This window comes from Luteibacter sp. GL_149 (assembly GCF_057834065.1).
Window position 1 is genome coordinate 2,928,631 of the sequence record NZ_CM174395.1, and the last position, 25,124, is coordinate 2,953,754.

General features: G+C 63.9%; 27 protein-coding genes and 1 tRNA gene. 15 read left to right on the forward strand and 13 right to left on the reverse strand.

Annotation, left to right across the window (positions count from 1 at the left end):
- The first annotated feature begins 150 nt into the window (after positions 1–150).
- A complete protein-coding gene (locus AC3IR3_RS12965; protein WP_489192669.1) occupies positions 151–831 on the forward strand; it encodes a Dph6-related ATP pyrophosphatase in 681 nt (226 codons plus the stop codon).
- Positions 824–1,327 carry a mismatch-specific DNA-glycosylase gene (locus tag AC3IR3_RS12970; protein ID WP_489196928.1) on the forward strand — a complete coding sequence of 168 codons (504 nt, stop codon included), beginning with the start codon at positions 824–826 and terminating at the stop codon, positions 1,325–1,327. Before AC3IR3_RS12965 ends, AC3IR3_RS12970 begins: the two co-directional genes overlap by 8 nt.
- Here the strand turns inward: AC3IR3_RS12970 and AC3IR3_RS12975 are convergent.
- Positions 1,324–2,562, reverse strand: coding sequence for a c-type cytochrome (locus AC3IR3_RS12975; RefSeq protein WP_489192671.1), 1,239 nt, complete (start codon positions 2,560–2,562; stop codon positions 1,324–1,326). The genes AC3IR3_RS12970 and AC3IR3_RS12975 overlap by 4 nt on opposite strands.
- Before the next feature lie 3 nt (positions 2,563–2,565).
- Positions 2,566–3,270 carry a c-type cytochrome gene (locus tag AC3IR3_RS12980; RefSeq protein ID WP_489192673.1) on the reverse strand — a complete coding sequence of 235 codons (705 nt, stop codon included), beginning with the start codon at positions 3,268–3,270 and terminating at the stop codon, positions 2,566–2,568.
- 129 nt (positions 3,271–3,399) lie between these two features.
- On the opposite strand from AC3IR3_RS12980, the gene AC3IR3_RS12985 reads away from it, so the two are divergent.
- Complete coding sequence (locus tag AC3IR3_RS12985) at positions 3,400–4,980, forward strand: amidase (protein WP_489192675.1); 1,581 nt, start codon at positions 3,400–3,402, stop codon at positions 4,978–4,980.
- Positions 4,981–5,042: 62 nt separating this feature from the next.
- Here AC3IR3_RS12985 and pgi read toward each other — a convergent pair whose 3' ends face one another.
- The 6 genes from pgi to pcnB all read right to left on the reverse strand — a co-directional run bounded on the left by pgi (position 5,043) and on the right by pcnB (position 10,964).
- On the reverse strand, positions 5,043–6,674 hold the full coding sequence (gene pgi, locus AC3IR3_RS12990; protein WP_489192677.1) for a glucose-6-phosphate isomerase: 1,632 nt from the start codon (positions 6,672–6,674) through the stop codon (positions 5,043–5,045).
- A 174-nt stretch (positions 6,675–6,848) separates the two neighbouring features.
- Positions 6,849–7,229, reverse strand: a complete 381-nt coding sequence (panD, locus tag AC3IR3_RS12995; protein ID WP_489192678.1) for an aspartate 1-decarboxylase — start codon at positions 7,227–7,229, stop codon at positions 6,849–6,851.
- Between the two features lie 121 nt (positions 7,230–7,350).
- On the reverse strand, positions 7,351–8,199 hold the full coding sequence (gene panC, locus AC3IR3_RS13000; protein WP_489192680.1) for a pantoate--beta-alanine ligase: 849 nt from the start codon (positions 8,197–8,199) through the stop codon (positions 7,351–7,353).
- A gap of 21 nt (positions 8,200–8,220) precedes the next feature.
- Entirely contained in the window at positions 8,221–8,985 is a 765-nt protein-coding gene (gene panB / locus AC3IR3_RS13005) for a 3-methyl-2-oxobutanoate hydroxymethyltransferase (RefSeq protein ID WP_489196929.1), read from the reverse strand.
- 123 nt (positions 8,986–9,108) lie between these two features.
- Positions 9,109–9,606, reverse strand: coding sequence for a 2-amino-4-hydroxy-6-hydroxymethyldihydropteridine diphosphokinase (folK, locus tag AC3IR3_RS13010; RefSeq protein ID WP_489192681.1), 498 nt, complete (start codon positions 9,604–9,606; stop codon positions 9,109–9,111).
- Positions 9,603–10,964 carry a polynucleotide adenylyltransferase PcnB gene (gene pcnB / locus AC3IR3_RS13015; RefSeq protein WP_489192683.1) on the reverse strand — a complete coding sequence of 454 codons (1,362 nt, stop codon included), beginning with the start codon at positions 10,962–10,964 and terminating at the stop codon, positions 9,603–9,605. Before pcnB ends, folK begins: the two co-directional genes overlap by 4 nt.
- Positions 10,965–11,185: 221 nt before the next feature.
- Here pcnB and AC3IR3_RS13020 point away from each other — a divergent pair.
- Positions 11,186–11,261 (forward strand) — tRNA-Glu (locus AC3IR3_RS13020).
- Positions 11,262–11,291: 30 nt separating this feature from the next.
- Positions 11,292–11,615 carry a ferredoxin FdxA gene (fdxA, locus tag AC3IR3_RS13025; RefSeq protein ID WP_132143074.1) on the forward strand — a complete coding sequence of 108 codons (324 nt, stop codon included), beginning with the start codon at positions 11,292–11,294 and terminating at the stop codon, positions 11,613–11,615.
- A gap of 146 nt (positions 11,616–11,761) precedes the next feature.
- Here the strand turns inward: fdxA and AC3IR3_RS13030 are convergent, their stop codons facing one another.
- A complete protein-coding gene (locus AC3IR3_RS13030) occupies positions 11,762–12,349 on the reverse strand; it encodes a hypothetical protein (RefSeq protein WP_489192685.1) in 588 nt (195 codons plus the stop codon).
- A gap of 29 nt (positions 12,350–12,378) precedes the next feature.
- Positions 12,379–13,272 carry a 4-hydroxy-tetrahydrodipicolinate synthase gene (gene dapA, locus AC3IR3_RS13035; RefSeq protein ID WP_489192687.1) on the reverse strand — a complete coding sequence of 298 codons (894 nt, stop codon included), beginning with the start codon at positions 13,270–13,272 and terminating at the stop codon, positions 12,379–12,381.
- A 124-nt stretch (positions 13,273–13,396) separates the two neighbouring features.
- Here dapA and AC3IR3_RS13040 point away from each other — a divergent pair, with 124 nt between their 5' ends.
- From AC3IR3_RS13040 to AC3IR3_RS13070, 7 genes are all read left to right on the forward strand, one after another.
- A complete protein-coding gene (locus AC3IR3_RS13040; RefSeq protein ID WP_489192689.1) occupies positions 13,397–13,957 on the forward strand; it encodes a glycine cleavage system transcriptional repressor in 561 nt (186 codons plus the stop codon).
- A complete protein-coding gene (locus tag AC3IR3_RS13045; RefSeq protein WP_489192690.1) occupies positions 13,958–14,419 on the forward strand; it encodes a peroxiredoxin in 462 nt (153 codons plus the stop codon).
- A gap of 197 nt (positions 14,420–14,616) precedes the next feature.
- Positions 14,617–16,005 (forward strand): PhoH family protein, encoded by a 1,389-nt coding sequence (locus AC3IR3_RS13050; protein WP_132143080.1) that lies wholly within the window; start codon positions 14,617–14,619, stop codon positions 16,003–16,005.
- 48 nt (positions 16,006–16,053) lie between these two features.
- Complete coding sequence (locus AC3IR3_RS13055) at positions 16,054–16,344, forward strand: GIY-YIG nuclease family protein (RefSeq protein ID WP_489192692.1); 291 nt, start codon at positions 16,054–16,056, stop codon at positions 16,342–16,344.
- 223 nt (positions 16,345–16,567) lie between these two features.
- Positions 16,568–17,344 (forward strand): bifunctional hydroxymethylpyrimidine kinase/phosphomethylpyrimidine kinase, encoded by a 777-nt coding sequence (thiD, locus tag AC3IR3_RS13060; RefSeq protein WP_489192694.1) that lies wholly within the window; start codon positions 16,568–16,570, stop codon positions 17,342–17,344.
- Positions 17,345–17,395: 51 nt separating this feature from the next.
- Positions 17,396–18,349, forward strand: a complete 954-nt coding sequence (locus AC3IR3_RS13065) for an aspartyl/asparaginyl beta-hydroxylase domain-containing protein (protein ID WP_132143086.1) — start codon at positions 17,396–17,398, stop codon at positions 18,347–18,349.
- A 7-nt stretch (positions 18,350–18,356) separates the two neighbouring features.
- A complete protein-coding gene (locus AC3IR3_RS13070) occupies positions 18,357–19,271 on the forward strand; it encodes a sigma-70 family RNA polymerase sigma factor (protein WP_489192696.1) in 915 nt (304 codons plus the stop codon).
- Positions 19,272–19,354: 83 nt separating this feature from the next.
- Here the strand turns inward: AC3IR3_RS13070 and AC3IR3_RS13075 are convergent, their stop codons facing one another.
- The 3 genes from AC3IR3_RS13075 to grxC form a co-directional block, all read right to left on the reverse strand.
- Positions 19,355–20,371, reverse strand: coding sequence for an isocitrate dehydrogenase (locus AC3IR3_RS13075; protein ID WP_489192698.1), 1,017 nt, complete (start codon positions 20,369–20,371; stop codon positions 19,355–19,357).
- A gap of 137 nt (positions 20,372–20,508) precedes the next feature.
- Positions 20,509–20,889, reverse strand: coding sequence for a carboxymuconolactone decarboxylase family protein (locus tag AC3IR3_RS13080; RefSeq protein WP_132143092.1), 381 nt, complete (start codon positions 20,887–20,889; stop codon positions 20,509–20,511).
- Positions 20,889–21,158 (reverse strand): glutaredoxin 3, encoded by a 270-nt coding sequence (gene grxC, locus AC3IR3_RS13085; RefSeq protein ID WP_489192700.1) that lies wholly within the window; start codon positions 21,156–21,158, stop codon positions 20,889–20,891. Before grxC ends, AC3IR3_RS13080 begins: the two co-directional genes overlap by 1 nt.
- Before the next feature lie 175 nt (positions 21,159–21,333).
- Between grxC and AC3IR3_RS13090 the strand changes: the two genes are divergently transcribed.
- The 3 genes from AC3IR3_RS13090 (at position 21,334) to phoR (ending at position 25,078) form a co-directional block, all read left to right on the forward strand.
- The gene (locus AC3IR3_RS13090) at positions 21,334–22,965 is read left to right on the forward strand and encodes a beta-barrel assembly-enhancing protease (protein WP_489192702.1); all 1,632 of its coding nucleotides are present in this window, start codon (positions 21,334–21,336) and stop codon (positions 22,963–22,965) included.
- A gap of 67 nt (positions 22,966–23,032) precedes the next feature.
- Positions 23,033–23,722, forward strand: coding sequence for a phosphate regulon transcriptional regulator PhoB (gene phoB, locus AC3IR3_RS13095; protein ID WP_132143098.1), 690 nt, complete (start codon positions 23,033–23,035; stop codon positions 23,720–23,722).
- A 72-nt stretch (positions 23,723–23,794) separates the two neighbouring features.
- Positions 23,795–25,078: a phosphate regulon sensor histidine kinase PhoR gene (gene phoR / locus AC3IR3_RS13100; protein ID WP_489196930.1), complete on the forward strand. Its 1,284-nt coding sequence runs from the start codon at positions 23,795–23,797 to the stop codon at positions 25,076–25,078.
- The last annotated feature ends 46 nt before the right edge of the window (positions 25,079–25,124 follow it).

Sequence of the window (25,124 nt, forward strand, 5' to 3'; positions counted from 1 at the left end):
ATACCCTCGTTATCCACAACCGCTGTGGACAGTCGCTGCATAAGCATGTGGATAACTCCGAACCATCCTTATGCGGCACGCACTTGCGTTGCCTTGCTCACTAACTGACCATCCCTTCCCGCGCAGCACGAAACCCGTAAAGTAGTCCGCATGAGCACACCGATCATTCTTTCGTGGAGCGGCGGCAAAGACTGCCTGATGGCCCTTGGACGCCTGCGTGCCGACCCGGGCTGGAACGTGGTGGGCCTGCTCACCACCGTGACGGCAAACTACGACCGCATCGCAATGCACGGCATACGGCGCACCGTGCTGCACGCACAAGCCGCGGCGCTCGGCCTTCCCGTGATCGAAGCATCCCTCTCGTGGCCCAGCGACAACGAAAGCTACGAACGGATCTACCAGGCGGCACTGAACGAAGCACGTGCGCGCTGGCCGGGCATTTCCCACTGCGCGTTCGGCGACCTGTTTCTCGACGACGTACGCGCCTATCGCGAGACACAACTGGCGCGCGACCACTGGCAGGGCGTGTTCCCACTGTGGGGCGAGGACACCTCCGCCCTTGCCCGCCGCTTCGTTACCGAGGGTCATCGTGCCGCGCTGTGCTGCGTCGACACCACGCAGCTCGAGGCGACGTTCTGCGGTCGCGACTTCGACGATGCACTGCTGGACGAACTACCGGACGGCGTCGATGCCTGTGGCGAGCGCGGCGAATTTCACACGCTGAGCTATGGCGGCCCGCTATTCGCGCGCGACGTAGCCCTGGAGCGCGGCGATTCCCTGCTGCGCGACGAACGCTTCCAGTACACCGACTTCCTGCTTGCCGATGCGTGATGCGCCGATCCTTCCCGATGTGCTCGGACCCGGCCTGCGATTGGTGTTCTGCGGCACGGCGGCGGGCCGGCGCTCGGCGGAAGCCGGCGCGTACTACGCGCATCCGGGCAACATGTTCTGGCGAACGGTCTTCGCGACCGGACTGACGCCCCGCCTGCTCGCACCGGCGGAATATCCGTTGATGCCGGGCTTCGGCATAGGCATGACGGATCTGGCCAAGTTCCATAGCGGCAACGATATCGACCTTCCCGCGGATGCCTTCGACGTGGCCGCGCTGCGCAAGAAGATCGCGACCTTTGCACCGGGTGTCCTGGCCTTTACCAGCAAGCACGCGGCGCATAGCGCGCTGGGCGGCAAGCCGGCTTACGGACTGCAGGAACAGGCATTCGGCGACACGCGCCTTTTCGTGCTGCCCTCGCCTTCCGGCCAGGCTCGGCGCTCATGGAACGCCGATGTCTGGCACGACCTCGCACGACTGGTGCACGCGGCTGGCTAGCCGCCCGGCGTCGACCGGTACGTGCGCACGTCATCCGCCGAAACCGGGTTCGCGGCATTCGACCATGCCTGGCGAATGTACGAGACCACCGCGGCCACCTCGTCGTCGCTGAGATGCTGCGAGAACGGCGGCATCGAGTACGGACGCGGATTGCCCTTCGTTGCCGTCGCGAAACCGCCGGACAACACGACACGAATCGCATTGACGCCCACCGGTTCGACAACCGACGAATTGCCGTCCAACGGAGGATAGGCGTCTCCCTTGCCCTTGCCGGAATCGCCATGGCAGGTCGCGCAGCGATCGGCGTAAACCTTCTGTCCCTTCGCAATAAACATGGGACGTGAAGGCAGCGAGTCGTCTTTCTTCTGCTCTGGTCGTGCCGGCAGCGATCGCAGATAAACGGCGATCGACGCGAGATCCTCGTCCGTCAGATGCTGGGTGCTTTCGCGAACGACTTCGGCCATCGGACCGAACGCGGTACCACGCGCCGAACGGCCGGTCTTGAGCAGGTCGACGATGTCGCTTTGCGTCCATCCCGACAGGCCTCCGTGAGCCTGTGTGCTCAGGTCGGGCGCGTACCAGTCCTGGATCGGAATGAGGCCGCCGGCCAGACGCGGATCGTCGATCGTCGCGCCGAGCGAATTGCGCGCCGAATGGCAGTCGTTGCAATGACCCAGCCCCTTCACCAGATAAGCGCCGCGATTCCACTGGGTCGACTGTTTCGGATCGGCTTCGAACTCGCCCTTCGTGAAATAGAACGTCCGCCATCCCGCCATGAGCCGACGCATGCTGTACGGAAAACGGAGTTCGTTGTCGCGATTCTCGCTATGCACCGCGGGCAGGCTTTGCAGGTACGCGAAGATCGCGTCGCTATCGACGCGCGTTACCTGCGTGTAGGACGTAAAAGGAAATGCCGGATACAGCAACTGTCCGTCCTTGCCGCGACCGTCGTGCATGGCCTGGTAGAACTCGTCCGCCGTCCAGTCGCCAATGCCGGTCGACTTGTCCGGTGTGAGGTTCGGCGAGGGGATGTTGCCGAACGGCGTCGGCACTGTTCGACCACCGGCGTATGGCTTGCCACCTTTCGCTGTGTGGCAGGACGCGCAGTCGCCGGCAAGGCTCAGGTACCGGCCACGCTCTACCTGATTGCCATCGACGGCAAGGGCCGATCCGGCGACGGCGAACAGGACGAAGGATGCGACGATGCTAAAGATGCGGTGGGTCATGATCGTCATAGCTCAGCCTCCCACGCTGCCGCAACGCATGGACATCGTGAGCGAACCCGCGGGTTCCGGATGCGTATCGCCGGGAATGGGCAACGATGAAAGCCACGCGGCGGCGGCACTGATATCGGCGTCGCTCAGGCGACTGGTAATGGTGGCCATGCAATCGGGCGCGACGGTGCTTCGCGTCTGCGTGCGCCAGGACCCGAGCTGCGCACTGATGTAGTCGTAAGGAAGACCGACCAGGCCGGGAATGTCCGGCTGCATGCCGGTCAGACGCGGACCGTGACAGTCCGAGCAGGCGGGAATATGGCGCGCCGGATCGCCCTTCGTAACCAGTTGCTCGCCACGGGTCATCGCACTCGCGGGCAGGCGCGGCGATTTCTGCTGCGTATACGGTACGTCCTGCCCGGCGAAGTAGTCGGCGATCTCGCGCATATAGTCGTCGGTCAGCGGCGCGACCGTGTATTCCATGATCGGGTAATGGCGCAGGCCCTGTTTGAAGTCCTGCATCTGACGCACCAGATATCCGGCCGGCTTGCCCGCCAGTCGCGGATTGAATCCGTTGTCGCCGCCCTCCCCTTGCTCGCCATGGCAACTGGTGCAGCTGGCGATGCGCTGTTTCAGGGTATCGGGAACCGGCCTGTCGTCCGCCTGGGCGGCGGTCACGGACAGGGCAATGGCGGCCAGGGCCAGCCAGCGAAGAGAACAGGGACGCATTCGAGGACTCCGTTTCATTACGTAGAGGCAGCCCCTGAGTGCATCCGGCTTGCCTTGCGTCCACGCAGTATAGCTATCCCATGTCGAGCTAAGATGAGGCGCATCGCCGCATGACTTAAGGGGGAAAGCATGTTCGTAAAGTCCACCACGAGGACGGCTGTGGCCGCCTTGCTCTGTTTTGGCGCAGTCAACGCCGTCTCGGCATCCGCGCCCGACGAAACGACCGCGTTCGCTTCCATCGACTCGCTGAAGCAGGCATACGCCAAAGGCAGCCTGACCGCGGAAGGGGTAACCCAACTCTTCCTCGACCGCATTGCGAAGATCGATAAAGCCGGACCGACCATCAATGCCGTGATCGAGGTCAACCCGGACGCGCTCGCCATTGCGCGACAAAGCGACGAACACACCACGGGCTCGCTGCGCGGCATCGCCATTCTTCTGAAAGACAACATCGACACGGGCGATCGCATGCAGACGACGGCCGGCTCACTGGCGTTGGTCGGACCGCCCGCGCCGCACGACTCGACTGTCGCCGCGAAACTACGCGCAGCGGGTGCGGTGATTCTCGGTAAAACCAACCTGAGCGAATGGGCGAATATGCGCTCGAACCACGCATCCAGCGGATGGAGCGGACGCGGCGGCCAGACGCGCAATCCTTACGTCCTCGATCGCAACCCGTGCGGATCGAGCGCCGGCTCCGGCGCCGCCATTGCCGCGGGTCTGGCGACCGCCGCCATCGGTAGCGAAACCGACGGGTCGATCATCTGTCCCGCCGCGGTCAATGGACTGGTCGGCATAAAACCGACCCTCGGTCTCGTCAGCCGTGCAGGCATCGTGCCCATTTCACATAGCCAGGACACGGCGGGACCGATGGCACGCAGCGTCGCCGACGTCGCTGCCGTGCTTTCGGCGATTGCAGGTTCCGATCCACGCGACAAGGCGACCGCGGAAGCCGACCGTCACGCTACCGATTACACGCGATTCCTCGACAGCAACGGTCTTCGCGGCAAACGCATCGGCGTGGTGCGTCAACTCGCCGGCATCGAACCGAATGCGGATCGCGCACTGGAAAAGACTATCGCCGTGCTGAAGGCGAACGGTGCCGTCGTGGTCGATAACGTCGAGATTCCACATCTGAAAGAGTTCGGCGATTACGAGTTGACCGTGCTTCTGTACGACTTCAAACAGGATATCGCCGCCTATCTGGCGACACGTACCGGCCTGAACGTGCATAGCCTCGCCGACCTCATCGCCTTCAACGATGCGCATGCCAAAGAAGAGATGCCCTGGTTCGGCCAGGAACTCTTCCTGCAGGCGCAGGCCAAGGGCGCGCTCACCGACAAGGTTTATGTGGAGGCCGTGGAAAAAACGAAGCGACTGGCCGGGCCGGAAGGTATCGACGCGGCGTTGAAAGCGAACCGGCTGGATGCGCTGCTCGCGCCAAGTTGGGGGCCTGCGTTTCTCACCGATCCGGTACTCGGCGACCACGTGGTCAGTGGCGATCCGACCGTCGGCGGCGTATCGGCACCCGCGGCAATCGCCGGCTATCCGTCGATCACGGTGCCAGCCGACTTCGCGCATGATCTACCGGTAGGCGTGGTGTTCTTCGGCACGAAGTGGAGCGAGCCGACGCTGATTTCGATTGCTTATGGATTCGAGCAGAAGGTACAGGCTTTCCGGAAGCCGAAGTTTCTGCCGACGGTTCCGTAAAACCAGACTACCGTGTGTAGGAGCCCGCTTGCGGGCTCCTACACACAGCGCAGGTTTCGCGCTTATTTTCTGGACTGAATCGCCTTGATCAGCGCGCGTGTCGCGCTGTCGAACTGCGTCAGGGTATCCGGGTTCGCATCCAGCGATGGCAGGATCTGCGAGGCGATGGCCTTGCCCAGCTCAACGCCCCACTGATCGAACGCGTTGATGCGCCAGAGGTGACCGAGCAAGAAAACCTTGTGTTCGTAGAGCGCGATCAACGCACCCAGCGAGTAAGGCGTCAGCGAATCGAGCATCAACACCGTGCTCGGACGATCGCCTTCGAACGTGCGCTGCTCGGCGAGTGCGCGACGCTGTTCATCCGTGCCGCTCTTCGCTTCCGCCAGTGCCTCGTCGAAGGTCTTTCCCAGCGCCAGCGCGGCAGCCTGCGCCAGCAGGTTCGACAGCAGCGCCGCATGATTTTTCACCAACGGATGCGCGGGCTTCACGATGCCGATGAATTCCAGCGGCACGATATCCGTGCCCTGATGCAGCGCCTGGAAATACGCGTGCTGCGCGTTCGTCCCAATGCTGCCCCAGACCACGGGCACGGTCGAATCCTCGACCTTTCCGCCATACGGATGCACGTGCTTGCCGAGGCTTTCCATCTCCAATTGCTGAAGGTACGACGGCAGGTCGACCAGCGCGTCGACGTAAGGCACTACCGCACGGCTGGTGCGCTTCAGTACGTTGCGGTTCCACAGCTCGGCAATGGCCAGCAGTACGGGACCGTTCTCCTGCCACGGCGCACTGCGAAAGTGATCGTCCACTTCGGCCGCACCGGCGAGCATCTGCCGGAAGTTGTCCATGCCAACGGAAAACGCGATGGCGGCGCCGACCGCCGACCACAACGAATAACGGCCGCCGACGAAATCCCACATCGGCAGGACCTGCGCGGCCGGTACGCCCCACTTCTCGGCGGCTTCGACGTTGGAACTGACCGCAAGGAAATGCTTCGAGGCCGCGCGTTCGTCGCCGTCATGCGCCCGCAAAATCCAGTCGCGGAAGACGCCACCGTTGAGCAGGGTTTCCTGCGTCGTGAATGTCTTCGAGACCAGGATGACCAGCGTGTGACGCGGATCGAGCTGGTTCATCAGGTTGTATGCAGCTTGGCCGTCCACATTGGTCAGGAAGTGACTGCGGATGCCTTTGACGTGGAACTGTTCCAGCGCATGCACGGCAAGACGCGGACCCAGGTCCGAACCGCCGATACCGATGTTCACGACATCGGTGACCTGCGGGATGAGACCGACGGTTTCGCCTTCGCCCCGATGCACGGCACCGACGATTTTTTCCATGCGCTGCAGCGTTGCCTCGACTTCCTTGCGGACGTCGGCCGGAGCGACGGGATGGCGCGAGGCACCGGAACGCAGTGCGGTATGCAGCACGGCGCGATCTTCGGAGGTGTTGATGTGCTCGCCGGAGAACATCGCATCGCGTGCGGCCTGCCAATGCGTGCTTTCGATGTATTCGCCGACGGCGTCGAGTGCGGCCGTGTCGAGTTTCTGCCGGCTCAGGTCGAGGAGGATAGGTCCGACGCGACGTCGGAGCCGGTCCCCGCGCGCCTCGTCGGCGAGCAGCTGGCGCAGATGAGTGGAGGCGAGGCGCGAAGCGTGCGCTTCGAAGGACGGCAGACGGGTGTGCTTGGAATCCATGGCTCCCACTTGCTATGCATCGGAGGAAGCCTCGATGTTACCGCACGGAGCAGTGTTGGAATTGTATCGATCCAACAGATCGGCGATATCCTGGTGAGGTAGGCGACCAACCCTGCGGGAGCGCGCCTGCGCGCTCCCGCAGCAATCCGAATCCCACAGGGATATCGCAGGCTCTTACGCTGCCTGCTTCGGAATCGCGTGATTCGTGTGCGTGATCTTGTTGTCGCGATCGACATAGACCAGGTCGGGCTTGTACGCCGCAAGTTCGGCTTCGGACAGGCTGACGAACGCCGCAATAATCACCAGGTCGCCCGGCTTGGCGCGATGGGCCGCACTGCCGTTGACCGATATGATCCCGGAGCCCTCTTCGGCACGCAGCGCATAGGTGACGAAGCGCTTGCCGTTATTGATGTTCCAGGCGTGGATCTGCTCGTACTCGCGGATGCCCGATGCGTCGAGCAGGAGTCCGTCGATGGCGATCGATCCTTCGTAATGCAGCTCGGCGTGGGTCACCGTAGCGCGGTGGATCTTGGCCTTGAGCATGTTCAGGTGCATGAGCGGAATACCGTGGGATCGATGAAAGGCAAACGCCAATTATAGCCAGCCGCGCCCCCGGCGTCGTCAAGGCGCTTCGGGGCGGTTAATGGGGGCGCCCGGCCCCGGCGCAAGGGGCCGGTCAGTCGAAGGTGAGATTGTCGATCAGGCGCGTGCTGCCGAGCCTTGCCGCCACCAGGGCCACCAGCCCCGTCCGCTCGTCGACGCCGGGCGCGCCCAGGTCCTCGGCGCGCCGGATCGCCACGTAATCGGGAACGAAGCCCGCCCGCTGCAGTCGGGCCGAGGCGGCCTGCTCCAACGCCTGCCAGGCATGGCCGCCCTGTACGAACAGCTCGCGCATCTGGATCAGCGTGGCGTGGATCTGGGGCGCCCGGGCACGCTCGGCGGGCGAGAGGTACTGATTGCGCGAGCTGAGGGCCAGGCCGTCGTCGTCGCGCAGCGTGGGCGCAGCCATGACCTTGATCGGCAGCGACAGGTCGCGAACCATGCGCTCGATGACCCGCAACTGCTGGAAATCCTTCTGGCCGAAGACCGCGAGGTCCGGCTGAACGAGATTGAACAGCTTGGCCACGATCGTCGCCACGCCATCGAAATGGCCGGGACGATGCGCGCCTTCCAGCGTTTCGGTGAGCAACGGCACGTGAATGCTGACGCTGGCCGCGGGGCCGAACGGATACATCGTCGACACTTCCGGCGCGAACAGGATGTCGCAACCGGCCTCGGCAAGACCGGCCTGATCCTGCGCCAGGGTGCGCGGATAGCGCTCGAAGTCCTCGCCCGGACCGAACTGCGTGGGATTGACGAACACGCTCGCCACCACACGGTCGGCGCGGTCCCGCACCAGCTTCAGCAGGGAATGGTGCCCCGCATGCAGGTTGCCCATCGTCGGCACCAGGCCGACGGTCTGCCCGGCGGTACGCCAGCCACGGATCGCGGCGCGTAGCGCGGCGGCATCTGTCACGGTTTGCATGATTTCTTAAAGCCTGGATGGTCAGTTGAAGCCGTGTTCGACGCCGGGGAACTGCCCGCTCCTCACGTCCGCGACATAGGCAGCGATAGCGCCCTGTATAGAATCGCGGCCGGAGAGGAAATCCTTGCTGAATTTCGGACGCTTGCCCGGCGTAAGGCCGAGCATGTCGTAGACGACCAGCACCTGACCGTCGCAATCGACACCGGCGCCAATGCCGATGACGGGAATGGAAAGCTCGCGGGCGATACGCGCGCCAAGCGCCGACGGGATGCATTCCAGCACCAGCATGTCGGCACCGGCGGCTTCCACGGCTTTCGAATCGGCCACCAGCTTGTCCGCGGCGTCCTGCTGCTTGCCCTGGACCTTATAGCCGCCGAACTTGTGGACCGACTGGGGAGTAAGGCCCAGATGTCCGCAAACCGGAATATCGCGCTCGACGATGGCCGAGATCACCTCGCAGATACGTCCGGCGCCCTCGATCTTCACCATTGCCGCACCACCCTGCCCGACCAGGCGGGCGGCGGCATCCAGTGCCGAAGGCACGTCGCGGTCGCTCATGAAGGGCAGGTCCGCCACCAGCAGGGTCGAGGACAGACCACGCGCCACCATGATGGTGTGGTAGACCATGTCGTCGACGGTCACCGGCAGCGTGCTGCTGCGACCCTGCACAACCATGCCCAGCGAATCGCCCACCAGGGCGACATCGACATCGGCGGCCTCCAGATGGGCCGCGAAGCTCGCGTCGTAAGCGGTGAGCATCGTGATCTTGCGCCCTTCGGCCTTCATCGCCCGCAGGCCCGGCACGGTGACCGGCTTACGGGAGGGGGCACTCGTTTTTTCGGCGTACACGGCAGCTCTCTTAGTCGGTGAGCGGAACCTGAGAATTATCCCGCTTTGCAGCAACGGGACTCAAGGAATGACTTCGCAACCGCCGGTATCGACGGCTTCAAGCAGGTCGACTACACGGCCCTGCCCCTCGATATGGAGGTCGGGGGCAACATCCGCCAGTGGGAGCAGGACGAAAGCGCGGTCGCGGATACGGGGATGCGGCAGGATCAGCCGCTCGTCGTCCTGCGTGACGCCTTCGTAAACCAGAAGGTCCAGATCGAGGATACGAGGCCCCCAGCGCTGGCCGTCCCGGACACGCCCGGAAGCACGTTCGGTCCTCAGCAGCAGATCGAGCAGGGCCGATGGGGAAAGCGAGGTCGACACCTCGATCACCGCGTTGACGAAATCCGGTTGGTCGATGACGCCCCACGGAGGCGTGCGGTAATAACGCGAACGCGCGACCACGGAAACGCCGGGATGCGCGTCCAGCGCCGCAGTGGCCCGCAGCAAATGGTCGCGCGAATCGCCGAGATTGCTGCCAAGCGCTATGTAGGCGCGGGCGCCGGGCACGACGTTCACGCGTTGCCCGAATCGCCTTTGCCACGACCCGCGGGCTTACGCCGGCGGCGACGTTTGCGCGCGGGCGCCGCGGCGACGGTCGTCGGTTCCGGCGAGGGGACGCCACCGCCGCCCAGCGCCTGCGCGAGCACTTCGGGTGGCAGTTGCTGGGCATGTGCCCACCACTCGCCGAGTTCGTTTATCTGCGGAGATTCGTGCGCCCGCAGCAGCAGGAAGTCGAAAGCCGCACGGAAGCGCGGGTGCGCCATCAGCCGGAAGACGCGCTTGCGATGCACCTGCTCGAAACGCGGCTGCAACGCCCAGATTTCTTCCATCGTGAACGTAAAGCGGCGCGGAATCGCCACGCGCTGGCACTGCTCGCCCACGACATGGACCGCCGCACGCTGCCAGGCCTCGTTGACGTCCAGACCCTCGGCCACCCATGCATGCGCCTGATCGCGCACTTCGCCCCACAACAGCACCGCGAACAGGAAGGCCGGCGTGACCGACTTGCTGTCGGCGATGCGCTTGTCGGTATTGGCCAGCCCCTGCTCCACCAACGCGCGAAGCGCTTCGTCGCCGCGCTCCAGCGCACGCGCCGTGACCGGGAACAGGAATTTCAGCAAGCCGCAAGCTTCCAGCATCCGGAAGCTTTTCAGCCCGTGACCGCCAAGGAAGAGCTTGAGCGATTCGTCGAACAAGCGCGCGGGCGCAGCTTCTCCGAGCAGGTGGCCCAATGTCGCGAACGGTGCCGCGGTCGCTTTGTCGATGGTGAAATTGAGCTTGGCGGCCAGACGCGCGGCACGCAGCATCCGTACGGGATCTTCGCGGTAGCGCAGCTCCGGATCGCCGATGAGCCGCATGGTGCGGTCCTCGAGATCCTGCATGCCGCCGACGTAGTCGCGGACGCTGAAATCGCCGATGTCGTAATAGAGCGCGTTGACGCGGAAATCGCGGCGTACCGCGTCCTCCTCGATCGTGCCCCAGATGTTGTCGCGGACGATCCGGCCGTCGACGATGTGACGGTCGCCTTCGCCGCCCTCCTCGCCCGTGCCGCGGAACGTCGCCACTTCGATGATCTCCGGACCGAACACCACATGGGCAAGACGGAAGCGGCGCCCGATCAGGCGGCAATTCCGGAAAAGCCCCTTGACCTCGTCCGGCGTCGCGTTCGTGGCGACGTCGAAGTCCTTGGGGTGCCCACCGAGCAGGAGGTCGCGCACGGCGCCGCCGACGAGGTAAGCGTCGAACCCCGCGTCGTGCAGGCGGTACAGGACGCGCAGCGCGGCCTTGCTGATGTTCTTGCGGGAGATGGAATGCTGCTCACGCGGGATAATGCGCAACACCGGCGGAGCGTCCTTCCTTGTATCGGGATTCAAGCTGAAAGAAGTCCTGGCGGACGCCCAAGCGTCCAGTGACGAAGCCGCCGGGTCAGTCCAGACCGACCTCGGATGAATGATTGCAATGTAACGAATTCGTGGCTGACTTACGAATATCGCCCCCAATGCCGGCATTGGGACGGGGCAAAAGCTTTCACAAAGGCATTGCCGCCTGTCGCAATTTCGCTATACTAGCGCGCCTCGTACTTCGCGTACGAATCGCTCCCTTCGTCTAGTGGCCTAGGACACTGCCCTCTCAAGGCGGGAACACGAGTTCGAGTCTCGTAGGGAGCACCATTCCTCACGCACATTAAGGCTGCTCGCGGCATGACTTTTGTCGTCACCGACAACTGCATCAAGTGCAAGTACACCGACTGCGTCGAGGTTTGCCCGGTCGACGCCTTCCACGAAGGCCCGAATTTCCTGGTCATCGATCCGGACGAGTGTATCGACTGCACCCTGTGCGAGCCGGAATGCCCGATCAATGCGATCTACCCCGAGGACGACGTCCCCGCGGGTCAGGAATCCTTCGTGAAGCTCAATGCCGACCTGGCAAAAGACTGGCCGGTCATCACCGAACGCAAGGATGGCCTGCCAGACGCCAAGGACTGGGAAAACAAACCCGGCAAGATCGACCTGCTCCAGCTCTGACCCGACGGCCCCTCGAGGGCCGTTTTGCTGTCCAGCCCAGCGCCTTGTTTTGTAGGAGCCCGCTTGCGGGCTCCTACAACAAACGATGGTCCCGCAAACGAAAACGCCGCCCTGGGGCGGCGTTTTCGCATCTTAAGGCCCGAACCTCAGCCGCCCATACGCGACTTCAGCGAATCGACCACGCGGCGAACGCCGTCGCTGTCGCCCTGTGCGCGGACTTCGCTACCCGTGCCGCTGGGAATGACCGTAATGACGACCTGACGCGTACCCGGCGTGGACGAAGACGGAGCGGCATCGGTCGCATCGTTCTTCTTGCCGCCGCCGAACATGCGACGGAACAGGCCGGGCTTGCTCTCCGACGTGCCCTTGCCTACCGACAGCTGGTAGGTATGGGCCGTGTCGTCGTGCGCCAGCACCTTGCCGAGATCGCCAGCGCCGAGTGCCTCGCCAATACGGCGATAGACGTTGTCGACGTTGTCGGCCGACACGAAGCCGTCGGAGACCGCGGAAGCGCCCGACTGCTGAGCGGCTGCGGCAGCAGCGCCGGAACCGACGTCGGGAATGACGAGCGCCGCGCTGGTCGACGGCGTATCGAGGCCCGGCGGGATCTCCAACGGGGCTTCCTGCTGCGCCTTGTCCCAATCCTTGTGGGAGCGGAACATGCCGCAGCCGGAAAGGACCAGGGTGGACATGGCGACTGCCGTGAAGGCCAGCGCGAACGACGATTTCTTCATGAACGGGTTCCGTTGAAAGGGGTGTGGCTTCAGGCTGCGGACGCCAATGGTGCCAGAGCCGCGAGCGTTTCGCGCAATCGGGATAGTGCCGGACCCGACTCGAGCTCGATCAGCGGCAGCCTCGGCGCCGCCGATCCCAGTCCCAGGGCGGCCAGACCGGCCTTTACGGGGATGGGATTGGGAGCACAGTTCAGCGCGTCGATCAGTGGCGCCAGGCGCCCGACCAGCCGGGCTGTGCGATCGGCGTCGCCCGAACGGGCCACGTCGCACAATTGCCGGAAAGCATCGGGTACCAGGTTGGCCACCACCGAGATGGTGCCAGCGGCGCCGGCTAGCATGGCCTGGTGGGCCGAACCGTCGTCACCGCTGAGATAGACGAAATCTTCGCGCACAAGTTCCGCCGTGGCGCGAATGCGTTCCGCATCGCCCCGAGCTTCCTTGATGCCGACGATCGCCGGATGGTCGCGCAGTACCGCGGTGGTTTCCGGCGCGATGTCGCAGCCGGTGCGCGGTGGCACGTTATAGAGAATGACCGGAAGCCCGCCCTCGTCGGCCACCGCGAGGAAATGCCGGCGCATGCCTTCCTGGGTGGGACGGACGTAAAAGGGGGCCACGACCAGCGCGACATCGGCACCCAGATCGCGGGCACGCTGCGTCATCGCCACGGTTTTCGCGGTACCGGCTTCACCCGTACCCGCGATGACCGGGATACGGCCCGCGACGCGCTCGACGGCGAAGACCAGCAACCGGTCGAACTCGTGATGATCGAGAAAATGGGACTCGCCGGTAGATCCGGCGACGACGACCGCCTGCGTACCGCCGGCGATCTGCTGGTCGATGAGGCGCCCGAAGGCGTCGAGGTCCAGGCCGCCGTCATTACCGAACGGCGTGGCCAATGCACAGATACTTCCAGAGATGTTCAAGGGCTGACCCACGAGTTACGAGCCCTTCCATGTTACTTGCGGGCTCACGACGCGGGCAAGTAAGCTGAACTCCAGACGTTAAGGCCGCCCCGCGCCCCGCGGGACCGCACACAGGTAGTCCATCTTGAATCGCTCCGCGCCGCGTAACGCCACCGCCGACAACCAGTTGCTGATCCAGACGCTTTCCCCTGCCCATCGCGCCCCGTTGCTGCCGCTTGCCAAGCGCATCGCGGACTCGGGCTGCAACATGGCTGACGCCCGCGTGTCCACGATTGGCAACGACACATCGGTGATGCTGCTGGCAAGCGGATCGTGGGATGCGGTGGCAAAACTGGAGACGGCGCTCGCCAAGCTCGGCCGCGACGAGGATGTGCAGATCGTCCACTACCGCACCACGCCTCGCGAACCGAGGACGCATCTGCTGCCCTATCTGGTGGAAGTCATCGCGGCCGACCGCCAGGGCATCCTGGTCAAGATCATCGAATTCTTCTCCCGCCGCGACATCAGCGTCGAGCAGCTTTCGTCGATGCGCTACCAGGCCATGCAGACGGGCGCGGACATGTTCCAGGCCCAGATCACCATCGGCATACCCGCCGAAACGCATATCGCCGCGCTACGCGACGATTTCCTCGAACTGTGCGACGGGCTCAACCTCGACGCCATCATGGATCCGGTGAAGTTCTGAATGATCGGAATCGGTAAGAAAATACCCCATCTCGCAGGCACGACGGGCGATGGCGCCACACTGAAGCTGGCATCGCTGAAAGGCCGATGGATCGTCGTCTACTTCTACCCGAAGGACAGCACGCCCGGTTGCACGACCGAAGCGCAGAATTTTCGCGATCTGTATCCCGAATTCGCTTCGCGCGGTGCGGAAGTCATCGGCGTTTCGCGCGACTCGGTACGCTCGCACGGCAATTTCGCCACGAAGCAATCCCTGCCCTTCCCGCTGATCTCCGACGCCGACGAAACCTGGTGCCAGGCGTTCGATGTCATTCGCGAAAAAGTTCTCTACGGAAAGCGCCACATGGGCATCGTCAGGAGTACATTCCTAGTCGACCCCACCGGCAAGCTCGCCATGGAATGGCGTGGCGTCAAAGTGCCGGGCCACGCGCAACACGTACTAGAAGCCATCCCCACTGAGTGATCCCGAAGACCGTCAACGCCCTGCCCACCGTCGCGAGCCCGAAGCTCGCGACGGGCGGACGCGGGGCGTTGGCGTTTGCACGTCTCCCGCCGCCCGCCGCCCGCGTGCCGGCGGCAAGGGGGGTCGCCCACGCGACCGTCAGAGCGGCCGGCTGGAAAGCCGGCTATCAGCAACCTCTCAAGTGAGGTCACTTCCGCATGACCGGAAGCAAGCGCATCTACGCCCTCGACACCAACGTGCTCCTGCACGACCCGACGTCGTTGTTCCGTTTCGAGGAACACGATGTATTCATCCCCATGACGGTGCTGGAGGAACTGGACGAAAAGAAGAAAGGCGGTTCGGAAGTCTCGCGCAACGGCCGCCAGGTCAGTCGCTTCCTCAACGAACTGATCGAACGAGGTAACGGGCACGGCATCAAGGACGGCATCGAGCTGTCCAATCCCCAGGGCATCAAACTGAAACGCGGCGCGGTAGGCCGCCTTTACTTCCAGCAGCGGGCAAGTCACGGCAACGGCAAGGCGGACAACCAGATTCTCGCAGCCGTCATCGACCTGCGCGACCAGTATCCCGATCGGCCGGTCATCCTCGTCACCAAGGACATCAACCTCAGGATCAAGGCATCCATCTACGGCATCACCGCCGAAGATTACGAGAACGACCGAGCACTGGACGATTTCGCGCTGCTGTTCACCGGCTCGGACGGGTTGCCGGAAGATTTCTGGAGTCATCATCCCGAACTTCGTTCGTGGAACGAACGCGGCCGCACGTACTACGAAGTGACCATGCGCGAAGACGAGCACTGGTACGCCAACGAGTGCCTGTACATGCCCGGCGAAAACGACGTCGAACTGCGTGTGCTGGAAATCGTGGAGACGGAAGACAAGCGCACGGCGAAACTCGTACTGCTGGATGACCATACGCATACCGCGCATGGCGTCTGGGGTATCGCCGCACGCAACCGCGAGCAGAACTTCGCCCTCAACCTGCTGATGGACCCGGACGTCGACTTCGTCACGCTGCTGGGTACGGCAGGCACCGGCAAAACCCTGCTCGCACTGGCCGCCGGCCTTGCACAGGTCATGGATCAGCAGCGCTATCGCGAAATCATCATGACCCGCGCGACGGTGTCGGTCGGTGAGGACATCGGCTTCCTGCCCGGTACCGAGGAAGAGAAGATGACGCCCTGGATGGGTGCGCTGACCGATAACCTTGAGGTACTGGCCAATCCCGAGGAAGGCGGTTCGTGGGGCCGACAGGCCACCAACGACCTGCTCGCTTCGCGCGTGAAGATCCGCTCGCTGAACTTCATGCGTGGCCGTACTTTCCTGAGTCGTTACCTGATCATCGACGAAGCCCAGAACCTCACGCCGAAACAGATGAAAACGCTGATCACGCGCGCGGGTCCGGGGACGAAGATCGTCTGCCTCGGTAACGTGGAGCAGATCGATACGCCTTACCTGACCGAGACGACGTCGGGCCTGACCTATGCGGTGGACCGATTCAAGCTTTGGGCGCATTCGGGGCATATCACGCTGAGGCGTGGCGAGCGATCGAGGCTTGCGGATTTTGCTTCCGAAGCGTTGTAAGGAACCCTGGAGGCGCGGGGCTGACGCCCCGCGCCGTTTGGAGATGCCATGGAGAGGCAGCCGTTTGTTTATATGCTTGCGAGTGGGCGAAACGGGACGCTGTATATCGGCGTGACCAGCGATCTGATTCGCCGCGTCTGGCAGCACAAGGAAAGCATTGTTGAAGGCTTTTCGAAAAGCTACAACGTGCACTCGCTTGTCTGGTTCGAATCGCACGTGACCATGGAGTCGGCGATCCTTCGCGAGAAGGCGCTTAAGCGATGGAAGCGCGCGTGGAAACTGCGGTTGATAGAAGCCGGGAATCCGGATTGGCTCGATTTCTACCCAGGGCTGCTTTGATACAACCCGGCACCGCGTATTTACCACTGCATCGCGCTGGGTTCCTGCCTGCGCAGGAACGACGGCGAGGGGGTTGAGACGGAACGGCGGACGTGCTGGTGACGCGCTGACCGCGTCCCCCTCAAAATCATTCGTCGTTCCTGCGCAGGCAGGAACCCAGCGCGACCATGTCCGAACAAGCCCCAGCCCAACCGACGGGCTCCTCCACTATCCTTACCACCCCATGACCAAACCCATCGCACTCACCATCGCCGGCTCCGACTCCGGCGGCGGAGCAGGCATCCAGGCCGACCTGAAAACCTTCCACGCGCGCGGCGTGCACGGTCTCAGCGCCATCGCCGCTATCACGTCGCAGAACACACGCGGTGTCACAGCCGTCCATACCGTCCCGCTGGCGCACATCCGCAGCCAGCTCGATGCCGTGTTCGACGACTTCCCCATCGGCGCGGTGAAGACCGGCATGCTCGGCAGCGCGGCGGTTACCCGGCTGGTGGCGAAGGAAATGCGCCGTCGCAAGCCCGCGTGGCTGGTGGTGGACCCGGTGATGATCGCCTCCAGCGGCGCGCGACTGTTGGCCACCGACGCGATCGACGCCATGGTGAATGCGCTGATTCCGCTCGCCGATGTGCTCACGCCCAACCTGCCGGAAGCCGAAGCGCTGCTGGGCATCCCTATCCGCAAGCCCGGCGATTTCGACGCGGCCGGCGCGGCACTGCTCGCCCTCGGCGCGAAATCCGTCCTCCTCAAAGGAGGACACGCCAGCGGCCGGGAAGTGGTCGACCGCTTCTACGACGTGCGCGGCGTCATGACCATCCGCCATCCCCGCCTCAAACGCGAAGGTCACGGCAGCGGCTGCACGCTGGCCTCCGCCATCGCCGCGGAGCTGGCGAAGGGCAGGACGCCCCGCACCGCCGTGCGCGCCGCCATCGCCTATGTGCAGCGCACCTTCGCAAATAGCTACAAACCCGGCGGCGGCGACCTGTACGTCCTCGGGCATTGACCCGGAGTATCCTAGGCCCCATCCGAAACACGCTATCCAAGAGTCTTCGCCATGAATTTCCTCGGGCCGCGATTCATCGCCCTGTACCTGCTGATCCTGTTCACGCTGTGCGTGCTGGTCATCCATCTGCGCGGACGCTCGCGACTGCGCTTCGACCGTCAGCTGGTCGATCATTCGGCGATCTTCGCACCGTACAACCTGCTGATGTACGCCTTCTCGGCGGTACCCGCACGTCCGATCCTCGATCGCGCCGGGTTCCCCCAGCTCGACCTTCTGCAGCAGAACTGGCAGGCCATCCGCGAAGAGGCCATGCACCTGTTCGACGAAGGTTTCATCCGCGCCGCGGAAAAGCACAACGACGCCAGCTTCAATTCGTTCTTCAAACAGGGCTGGAAGCGCTTCTACCTGAAGTGGTACGGCGAGCCGCTCGCGTCGGCCGAGACGCTGTGCCCGAAGACGGTCGAACTCCTGAACTCGATCCCCAGCGTGAAGGCGGCGATGTTCGCGCTGCTGCCGCCGGGCAGCAAGCTCAATCCGCACCGCGATCCGTTCGCCGGTTCGCTGCGTTATCACCTCGGTCTGATCACGCCGAACTCCGACGAATGCCGCATCTTCGTCGACGGCGAGATGCATGCATGGCGCGATGGCAAGGACGTCGTATTCGACGAAACCTATGTTCACTGGGCGGAGAATCTTACCGACCAGACCCGCGTCATCCTGTTCGCCGATGTGGAACGCCCGCTGCGCAGCAGCCTGATGACGCGGATCAACAAACGCGTCGGCGCCTTCATGGGCTCGATCACCGCTTCGCCGAACAGCGACGACGGCAAGGAGCAGGTCGGTTTCGTCAATCGCATGTTCGCGGTCAACAAGCGCGGCCGCGAACGTAGCCGACGATTCAAGAAGGCTTACCCGAAGCTGTTCCGCATCACCAAATACATCGGCATCCTGCTGTTGATCTGGCTGGTCTTCCTCGCGCCCTACCCGTTCTTCCGCGGCCACTGAGCCCGTCATGGCGCGAACGGCGGCGGAACAACTTTTCCATCCGCTGCGTGCGCGCCTGACACGGCTGGCGTGGCGCATGCTCGGCTCCGTGGACGACGCCGAGGACATCGTGCAGGAAGCATGGCTGCGCTGGCATACGCAGGATGTCGCGAACGTCGAATCCGCCGAGGCATGGCTGGTCACCGCCACCACGCGCCTGGCACTGGATCGCCTGCGCCGCGCGAAACTCGAACGCGCGGACTATCCCGGCCGCTGGCTAGCCGAACCCTGGGTCGCGGCCAACGATGGCATCGACGCTTCGCCCGAGGATCGCCTCGAACGCGCGGAGACCTTGTCGACCTCCTACATCGCGCTGCTGGAACGCCTGGGTGCCGAAGAGCGTGCCGCGTTCCTGCTCCACGATGTTTTCGATCTCGACTATCCCGCCATCGCCGCGATGATCGGGCGATCGGAAGCAGCATGTCGACAACGCGTTCATCGCGCGCGCACGCGCCTGCAAACCGAACGGGCCGGCCGCAGCATCGACAACGATGCCAAGCGCCGCCTGCTGGAAAGGTTCGCGGCGGCTATCGCCGATCCGACGGAAGAAACGCTGGGACGCCTGCTGGCGGACGATGCGACGCTGATCGGCGATGGCGGCGGCATCCGTCGCTCGGTGCTGCGTCCTTTGCGTGGCTCCATGCGCATCCTGGCCATGTACGAACGCATCGCCGCGTTCGCACCGGGTGCGGACACGACCATCGCCGAGCTGCGCGGCGAGCCGGTACTGCTGACATGGCGGAACGGCGAGCTTTACGCGGCGACGTGGATCGAGTCCGACGGCGAGCGCATCCATTCGGTTCGCAGCGTGCTTAATCCGGAGAAACTTCGTCGCCTGGAAAGCGTGGTGAAGCGGGGTTGGGGGTGGGGAGTGGGGGCGTAGGCCCCACTCCCCACCCCCGCTCTTCATCCCATCCACAAAAAAAGGGCGCCGAAGCGCCCTCTCCATCCAACTGACCGGCGCAATTACGCCGAAGCGCGAATGCGCTCGACCAGTGCATCGGCGAACGTGTCCGTGGTGCCCTTACCACCGAGATCCGGCGTGACGCGATCGCGCGCATCGATCGTCTCGCGGATGGCGTGACGCAGACGCGTGCCCTTGGCGACCATGTCGAGGTGATCGAGCATGTCGGCGGCGGCAAGCAGCAGTGCGCAGGGGTTGGCTTTCTTCTGGCCGGCGATATCGGGAGCCGAACCGTGCACCGCTTCGAAAATCGCCGCTTCGGCACCGATGTTCGCGCCCGGAGCCAGACCCAGGCCACCGACCAGACCGGCGCACAGATCGGACAGGATGTCGCCGAACAGGTTGGTCGTCACGATGACGTCGAACTGGTACGGGTTCATCACCAGCTGCATGCAGGTGTTGTCCACGATCATCTCGTTGAACTCGATGTCCGCGTATTCCTTGGCCACTTCACGCGCGACGTTCAGGAACAGGCCCGAGCTCGTCTTCATGATGTTGGCTTTGTGCACGGCCGTGATCTTCTTGCGGCCCTTGCTGCGCGCCATTTCGAACGCGTAGCGGACGATGCGCTCGCTGCCCTTGCGCGTATTGCGGATGATCGACTGGGCGACCTGGCCGTCCTCGGACAGCGTCTGGCCTTCGGCGAGGTACGCGCCTTCGGTGTTTTCACGCACCGTGATGATGTCGATATTCTCGTAACGCGCCTTGGTGCCCGGGAAGCTGATCGCCGGACGCACGTTGGCGTACAGGTCGAACTTGCGGCGCAGCGTGACGTTGATCGAGGTGAAGCCACCGCCGATCGGCGTGGTCAGGGGGCCTTTGAGCGCGACCTTGTGCTTCGCGATGGCGTCGACCGTGGCTTCGGGCAGGAGGTCGCCGAGCTTGTCCAGCGCGACCATGCCGGCTTCGACATAGTCGTATACGAGACCGCAGTCGAGCGCGTCGAGGCAACGGATGGTGGCATCCATGATCTCGGGGCCGATGCCGTCGCCGGGGATAACGGCAATGGTCTTGCTCATAGGGGAACTCCTGGGAAGCTGAACGCGGGGAAGCGCGCGGAGGGGCGCGCGAGCGAGAAAAATCGCCCAATTATCGGCGATCTTGGGTTCAACTCACAAGTTTTCCCGGTGAGACCGGGGCTGGCACCCCATCGCGCTTAAGCGTGATCCGCGCAAACCGCCGCGTCGCCCTGCCCGCCTTCCAGCGAATCGAGAAAGTCCACCGCGCGGCGCAGGTGGGGAATCACGATGGATCCGCCGACGACGAGGCCGACGCTGAACACTTCGAAGAATTCGGCGCGATTGACGCCCGCTTCCTTGCACTGGGCCACGTGATAGCTGATGCAGTCGTCGCAGCGCAGGACCATGGAGGCCACCAGGCCCAGCATTTCCTTCGTCTTCACATCCAGCGCGCCTTCGCGGTACGTCTGGGTATCCAGCGCGAAGAAGCGGCGGACGACCTGGTTGTCTTCCGCCAGGATGCGCTCGTTCATGCGCTTGCGGAAATCGGTGAACTCCGAGAGGCGGTCGTCGCTCATCAGCCGGCCACCTCGAGGATTTCCGCCAGCTTGCCACTACGGTCCGCAGCCACCAGATCGTCGAAACCGCCGACGTGCTGGTCGTTGACGAAGATCTGCGGCACGGTGCGGCGGCCGCCGCTACGGGTCAGCATCGCGTCGCGCTGCGCCGGGTCGGTGTCGATGCGCACCTCGTTCCACTCCAGTCCCTTGGACTTGAGCAGGTTCTTGGCGGCAACGCAGTACGGGCAGACAGCGGTCGAATAGATGGTGATCTCGGGGTTAGCCATGGGCTTCTCCAGATGGGACTGGTGGCCAAGATGTAGTTGCGGGCTCAGTATTGCAAGCCCGTATCTCGAACCTCCGGCCGGCAAGGCGGCCCAAGACCCGGGCGACGCGGCCGGATCGCCGGACGGCCCGTGAACGGACTCGAATGCAGACACGAGTGGTATCGTTTAAGGACCTATGCGCAACGCTCTCCAACGCCTCTTTTTCACCCTGGCAGCCGCCGCCATTCCCGTCACCGCGGGAGCGCAGGACGAAGTCCGCCTGCCCGACCTCGGCAGTTCCGCCAATGCCCTGCTGAGCCCCCGCGAAGCCGACGAATACGGCGCGGGCATGCTGCGTCAGATGCATGCGCTCGACATGGTCCTGGACGACGCGCTGCTCGATCAGTACATCAACGATCTCGGTTTCCGGCTGGTCGCCTCCAGCGACAGGCCGAAGGACAAATTCTCGTTCTTCATCGTCCGGGATAACCAGATCAACGCGTTCGCGGCGCCCGGCGGCTATATCGGCGTCAACTCCGGCCTGATTGCGATTACCGACAGCGAAAGCGAGCTGGCGGGCGTCATTGCCCACGAAATCGGCCATATCACGCAGAACCACCTCTATCGCGCCTTCGAGGATTCGAAGAAGAATGGCCCGCTGATGGCCCTGATCCTGCTCGGCGCGATCGCGGCGGGCGCGGGATCGCATAGCGGCGACGCGGCGCCGGCCGTTCTGATGGGTGGTCAGAGCCTGCTGATGCAGCGCTCGATCAACTTCACCCGCAAGGACGAAACCGAAGCGGACCGCGTCGGTATCCAGACGCTGGCCAATGCCGGCTTCAATCCGGAAGCCATGGCGGGATTCTTCGAACGCATGCAGGACACGATGCGCACGGGTGCCGGTGCCAGCGAGGACGCCGTGCCGGAATTCCTCCAGACCCATCCGGTCACCATGAACCGTATCAGCGACGCCAAAGCCCGCGCCCGCGTCCTTGAAACCCAGCTGGCCCAACGGCCCCGGCAGCCGACGCTGGACAAGGCCACCTGGGAAAAAAGCACCGCTCCGGTCATTTACGTGCAAGACCCGACGAAAATCCTGGCCGGCGGCAAAGCCGCGCAGCGCAACGGCCCGGGCGATAACTACGCGCTGATGCGCGAACGGGCGCGGGTGCTCTCGGGGGACGCGCTGAGGCTCGCCACGTATTACGAGCAAAACCTGAAGCACAAGGAATTCGACACCGCCGCCAACCGCTACGGTTACGCTCTGTCGCTGATCCGCACCAACCGCGGCACGCAGGCCGCCGGCCAGTTGCAGCCGCTGGTGGACGCCCAGCCGGACAGCGTCGTGCTGCGCCTGGCCATGGCCGATGCCTGGGTGGACGCGGGTTGCCGCGCCGACGCCATGGTCATCTACAAGCAGTTGCACGCGAATTCGCCGCAGAACCGGGCGGTGGCGCTGGGTTACGCCCAGGCGCTGGTGGCCACCGGGGCCAGGGATGCCTCGCGCCAGGCCGTCGCGATGCTGAAACCCATGCTCGACAACAGCGATGACCCCGAGCTTTACCGTACTTTCGGCCGGGCCAGCGAGCTCGCCGGGGACAATATCCGCGCCTCCGAGGCCTATGCGGACAGCGCTTACCTGTCCGGCCGGCCGTTCGACGCCATGGAACAGCTGCGCCGGCTGCTTAAGCGCGACGATCTGGATTACTACCAAAGATCCCGCATACAGGCCCGAATCAGCGATCTGACGCCACTTTTACTGGAACTTCGCAAGCGTCGCATACAGACCGATGACAATCCGGACGGTCGCGGCCAGCAAGGAATGTGAGAACTGTCATTGCCATGTAACACAACCCGGCTGCAATAATACCGTCACAGCCAACGAGCCTCCCCGAGTGCATAAGCGCATCCTGATCGTCGAAGACGAGGCATCGATACGCGACATGGTCGCCTTCGCCTTACGCAAGGCTGGCATGGACGCGGCACACGCCGCCGACGCCCGCACCGCCCAGCTCGCCATTTCCGAACGGGTTCCCGACCTCATCCTGCTCGACTGGATGCTGCCGGGCACCAGCGGACTGGAACTGGCCCGCCGTCTCCGCAAAGAAGAACTCAGCCGCGAGATCCCCATCATCATGCTCACCGCCCGCGGCGAGGAGATGGATCGCGTCAATGGCCTGGAAGCCGGAGTCGACGACTACGTCATCAAACCGTTCTCCACCCGCGAACTGATCGCCCGCATCAAGGCCGTGCTCAGACGCAGCCAGGGCGACGACGGATCGGGCATGGTCGAACTGGGGGGTCTGCGCATCGATGGACCCGCGCACCGCGTATTCGCGGGCGACGATGCCATCCCCATCGGTCCGACCGAATACCGGCTGCTGTTCTTTTTCATGACCCACCCGGAACGCGTCTACTCGCGCGCCCAGTTGCTCGATCATGTATGGGGCGGCAGCGTCTACGTAGAAGAGCGCACCGTGGACGTCCATATTCGTCGCCTGCGCAAGACGCTCGAGCCGTGGAAGCTCGACGACATGGTGCAGACGGTACGTGGCGCCGGCTACCGGTTTTCCGCAAGCACCTGAGTTTCGGAAAATATCGGGCTGACGGCGATGTCACGGCACGGTAAGGTGCCGTGGCCCATCCGCCTTTCGGTCATGCCCATGTCCTATCGTTTCGACAGCTCCCTGCGACTGCCCGCCCTTCTTATGGCGGCGCTTGTCGTCGGGGGTGTGGCGGGTGCGTTCGTCGACGCGCCGCTGGCGGGTGTGACCGTGGTCGCGCTGGCCGAAATCGTCGTACTGCTGTCGCGAATCCGTCATCGAAACCGGCCAATGATGGCCACGGCCCGCGCCGAGGCCGATCCGCAATATGACCGTCTCATGACCCGAACCCGCCGTATCGCCTCCCAGTTGCGCGACCTTCGCAGCGCCGCCGGCACTTTGCCGGACGCTGTGGTCCTGCTGGACCAGGCGCGTCACGTGCGCTGGTTCAACCACGCGGCGGAAGAACTGCTGGGCCTTCGTCGCCCGACCGACCGCAGCCGCGACCTGCTGGACGTGCTGCGCAATTCGGAACTGGCGGACTGGTTGACCGAAGGCGCGCGCGAACCGCTTAACGATGTCACGGCCCCCGGCCGGCCAAACCGTCATATCTCGGTCACGCTGCTGCCGTTCGGCAGTCGCCAGCGTTTGTTACTGGCCCGAGACACCAGTCATCTCACCCGGCTCGAACAGATTCGCCGCGATTTCGTGGCCAATGTCTCGCACGAGCTACGCACGCCCCTCACGGTGATTCACGGTTACCTCGAACTGCTCGATCCGGAAGACATCCCGGAACTGGCTTCGGTGATCGACGAAATGCGCATCCAGTCCAAGCGCATGGGGCAGATCGTCGAAGACCTCCTGACGCTTTCGCGCCTGGAAACCCAGGACCACGTCGCCGAAGAGCAGGTCCAGATGACGCCGCTGCTGGCCACGCTGCGCAAGGAAGCCGAAGCGCTGAGTCAGGGGCGCCACAAGATTGCGCTCGAGGGCTCCATCGCGACCGACATCCTCGGTTCGCCGAAAGACCTGCACAGCGCCTTCTCCAACCTGGTGAGCAACGCGGTTCGCTATACGCCCACCGGCGGACGCATCGACATTCGCTGGGAGCGTACCGCCCATGGCGCGACCTTCTCGGTCAAGGACAGCGGCTTCGGCATTCCGGCGTCGCATATCGCCCGGCTGACCGAGCGCTTCTATCGCGTGTCCTCCAGCCGGTCGCGCGACTCGGGCGGCACGGGCCTTGGTCTTTCCATCGTCAAGCACGTACTCAACCTGCATCAGGCTCGTCTCGAGATCGACAGCGAACCCGGCCAGGGCTCCACTTTCGCCTGCGTCTTCGGCACCGAACGCCTGCTGGACCCCGAGCGCGCCCACGATCTGCACCTGCATGGCTGATTCGTGACTACGCCGTCCTTGCTGCGTTGCCACTTTCCGGCATGAT

Bases quoted from the DNA above. Each gene is read 5' to 3' on its own strand.
- AC3IR3_RS12965 (WP_489192669.1), top strand. From the start codon at position 151: ATGAGCACACCGATCATTCTTTCGTGGAGCGGCGGCAAAGACTGCCTG.
- AC3IR3_RS12970 (WP_489196928.1), top strand. From the start codon at position 824: ATGCGTGATGCGCCGATCCTTCCCGATGTGCTCGGACCCGGCCTGCGA.
- AC3IR3_RS12975 (WP_489192671.1), bottom strand. From the start codon at position 2,562: ATGACGATCATGACCCACCGCATCTTTAGCATCGTCGCATCCTTCGTC.
- AC3IR3_RS12980 (WP_489192673.1), bottom strand. From the start codon at position 3,270: ATGCGTCCCTGTTCTCTTCGCTGGCTGGCCCTGGCCGCCATTGCCCTG.
- AC3IR3_RS12985 (WP_489192675.1), top strand. From the start codon at position 3,400: ATGTTCGTAAAGTCCACCACGAGGACGGCTGTGGCCGCCTTGCTCTGT.
- pgi (WP_489192677.1), bottom strand. From the start codon at position 6,674: ATGGATTCCAAGCACACCCGTCTGCCGTCCTTCGAAGCGCACGCTTCG.
- panD (WP_489192678.1), bottom strand. From the start codon at position 7,229: ATGCACCTGAACATGCTCAAGGCCAAGATCCACCGCGCTACGGTGACC.
- panC (WP_489192680.1), bottom strand. From the start codon at position 8,199: ATGCAAACCGTGACAGATGCCGCCGCGCTACGCGCCGCGATCCGTGGC.
- panB (WP_489196929.1), bottom strand. From the start codon at position 8,985: ATGAAGGCCGAAGGGCGCAAGATCACGATGCTCACCGCTTACGACGCG.
- fdxA (WP_132143074.1), top strand. From the start codon at position 11,292: ATGACTTTTGTCGTCACCGACAACTGCATCAAGTGCAAGTACACCGAC.
- AC3IR3_RS13030 (WP_489192685.1), bottom strand. From the start codon at position 12,349: ATGAAGAAATCGTCGTTCGCGCTGGCCTTCACGGCAGTCGCCATGTCC.
- AC3IR3_RS13045 (WP_489192690.1), top strand. From the start codon at position 13,958: ATGATCGGAATCGGTAAGAAAATACCCCATCTCGCAGGCACGACGGGC.
- AC3IR3_RS13050 (WP_132143080.1), top strand. From the start codon at position 14,617: ATGACCGGAAGCAAGCGCATCTACGCCCTCGACACCAACGTGCTCCTG.
- AC3IR3_RS13055 (WP_489192692.1), top strand. From the start codon at position 16,054: ATGGAGAGGCAGCCGTTTGTTTATATGCTTGCGAGTGGGCGAAACGGG.
- thiD (WP_489192694.1), top strand. From the start codon at position 16,568: ATGACCAAACCCATCGCACTCACCATCGCCGGCTCCGACTCCGGCGGC.
- AC3IR3_RS13065 (WP_132143086.1), top strand. From the start codon at position 17,396: ATGAATTTCCTCGGGCCGCGATTCATCGCCCTGTACCTGCTGATCCTG.
- AC3IR3_RS13070 (WP_489192696.1), top strand. From the start codon at position 18,357: ATGGCGCGAACGGCGGCGGAACAACTTTTCCATCCGCTGCGTGCGCGC.
- AC3IR3_RS13075 (WP_489192698.1), bottom strand. From the start codon at position 20,371: ATGAGCAAGACCATTGCCGTTATCCCCGGCGACGGCATCGGCCCCGAG.
- AC3IR3_RS13080 (WP_132143092.1), bottom strand. From the start codon at position 20,889: ATGAGCGACGACCGCCTCTCGGAGTTCACCGATTTCCGCAAGCGCATG.
- grxC (WP_489192700.1), bottom strand. From the start codon at position 21,158: ATGGCTAACCCCGAGATCACCATCTATTCGACCGCTGTCTGCCCGTAC.
- AC3IR3_RS13090 (WP_489192702.1), top strand. From the start codon at position 21,334: ATGCGCAACGCTCTCCAACGCCTCTTTTTCACCCTGGCAGCCGCCGCC.
- phoR (WP_489196930.1), top strand. From the start codon at position 23,795: ATGCCCATGTCCTATCGTTTCGACAGCTCCCTGCGACTGCCCGCCCTT.